Source organism: Streptococcus sp. HMSC034E03 (genome assembly GCF_001811505.1).
Taxonomy (GTDB): Bacteria; Bacillota; Bacilli; order Lactobacillales; family Streptococcaceae; genus Streptococcus.
In genome coordinates this window covers 114,764-116,874 of the sequence record NZ_KV804976.1, presented here as the reverse complement: position 1 = coordinate 116,874, position 2,111 = coordinate 114,764, and the positions used below count along the sequence as shown (strand labels likewise).

Here is a 2,111-nt window from a genome sequence, read left to right as displayed (position 1 = left end):
AAGGATGCTCAGTTCTTTTGGCAGGATAATGAGATTTTAAAATGATTAAAGTGTAGCTAAACGGTTATAATAACCGATCGAAGCACAAGAAAAAACGTGTAATTTATTACCGAGTCTTGATAAATAGGAATGAAATGATGTTAAGTGTTGAATTGAGAATAGCGGTAGCAGACGTAACCATGATAGATAGCTTATTGAATTTATTAGATGTTAGTCAGCAGATTATTACCTCTCACTTTTATTATAAGGACCAGGAACTAAGCTATTCAAGTGCTATAAAGTGGGAGCAGTATTTTTCGAGTCCAGCTACTGGATATTTGCATGTGAGGCAAATATTTGTAGGAAGAGTTGTTGAAGATGTGATGATTATTATTTCAGGAAATAGCGATATCGTCGATTTTATCATTGAATTTCGCGTGGAATATCTGACAGATGAGGATATAAATAGTATTAAAAAATTTATCCTAAAATCTAATCTAACTATTTCAGAAAAAGATATTGAAGTTATCTGTGAAGAGTATTGAGATTTGATAGGCTATTATAAGATTAGCGAACGTAATACTTGGCTAGGAAGCAAGAGAGATGAGCTCGCTGGGAGCTGACTGGAGGTGCTGGATTTGATTTAACAATTTGGAATTTAAAGATGGCTAAACTGATGAACAAAGAGCACAGGCATTGCAAAAAATCCAAGCTTTGACTGAAGCAGTTATAGTTAAAATACAGGTGAATCGTAAATCTACATTTGCTTTGTAACGAGATAAAAGGTTGATGGTTCAGACTCTGATTCAAACAATTACTATATTGTTTGAATTGTTGATTTATGATATCGTTAAAATATCAATCCGTTGGATAGAAGTGTGAATAGGAATTTATGTTCCCAAAATATCCAGATGGAACGGTATTTGGGAAGTTTACAATTGAAGATTAGGAGAAAAAGACATGTTTAATTCATTTTTAGAATTTTTTGGCTCAGAGAATAAAGGTTACGTAAAGCGTTCAGAAGATATTTATCTTGATTTTATTATGAACTATTCTAAGGAAAGTTTTGGTAGTGGGTTATTTAGGGTTGTTGATTCTAATAATTTAGAATCCTTTAAAGGACTAGTACAATCATGCTTTTCTGAATTATCAGATGATATACGAGTTATAGGTTTTGATTGGTTAGGCAGGATATTTGTTAGTTCTGATACTAGTGATTCAAAAATATATATGTGTGATGCAGGAAGTCATGAGATTTTAGAGATTCCACTAGGTATTAAGGAGTTTTTGAATAATGAAATTCCAGAATATCCTGATGAACTATTTGCTTTAGATTTTTACAAAGAGTATATTTCTCAAGGAGGAATCTCTCCTTCTTATGATCAATGCATTGGTTATAAAGTACCTTTATTTTTAGGTGGTTTGGATGACCTTTCAAATATTGAACAAATTGATTTTGATGTATTTTGGACGCTCATGACTCAATTATGGTAATTTAGATTCAATCATACAGTACAATACCCTGAAGTATATCGACTTGAAGAAACCTTTCGTAAACTATAATAGAGCTAGCTACTATAATCGCGAAAACCTTACTTATAGTGAGTTATATAAACTTTAAAAGGAACACGAGGAGAAAAAATGAACTTACAATTTACCAAATTTGCAGCTATGCCAGAAGAAGTCATTGAAAAGTATGCCTCAAAAGTTCCAGACGAATTAGTGGAATTGTGGCAACAATATGGACTGGGATTTTTACTTGATGGTTATCTAAGAATTATCAATCCAGAAGAATATGTAGAATTTGTAGAAGCTACATATTTCAGAGGAACAAATGGAGTTCCATTATTTGTTACTTGTTTTGGGGATCTAATTATCTACACTCAGAACGGCTTTATTGATATCATTTATTATGCGAACAATGATTTTGATGTGATGACGAAACGAATGGATCATTTTATCAAATTTTTAGATGATGATAGTTTTTTAGAAGATTATTTTGATATTCCTTTATATGAAGAAGTGGTTAAGGAGTATGGGAGCTTGGATTACAATCAATGCTTTAGCTTTGTTCCTCTTCTTGTACTTGGAGGAAAAAGGGATCTAACCAATATTGACAAGGTTGGCATAAA

Annotated in this window: 3 protein-coding genes; all 3 read left to right on the top strand. The window is 32.1% G+C overall.

What is annotated here, in order from left to right; genetic code table 11:
* Nucleotides 1-137: 137 nt before the first annotated feature.
* Complete coding sequence (locus tag HMPREF2805_RS04040; protein ID WP_075231503.1) at nt 138-524, top strand: hypothetical protein; 387 nt, start codon at nt 138-140, stop codon at nt 522-524.
* Nucleotides 525-939: 415 nt separating this feature from the next.
* Complete coding sequence (locus tag HMPREF2805_RS04035; protein WP_075231502.1) at nt 940-1,473, top strand: T6SS immunity protein Tdi1 domain-containing protein; 534 nt, start codon at nt 940-942, stop codon at nt 1,471-1,473.
* 147 nt (nt 1,474-1,620) lie between these two features.
* Nucleotides 1,621-2,111, top strand: a 491-nt coding sequence (locus HMPREF2805_RS04030) for a T6SS immunity protein Tdi1 domain-containing protein (protein WP_075231501.1), incomplete at its 3' end; no start/stop codon positions are given.

Excerpts from the sequence above, each read along its gene's own strand:
- HMPREF2805_RS04040 (WP_075231503.1), top strand. The coding sequence starts at position 138 with ATGTTAAGTGTTGAATTGAGAATAGCGGTAGCAGACGTAACCATGATA.
- HMPREF2805_RS04035 (WP_075231502.1), top strand. The coding sequence starts at position 940 with ATGTTTAATTCATTTTTAGAATTTTTTGGCTCAGAGAATAAAGGTTAC.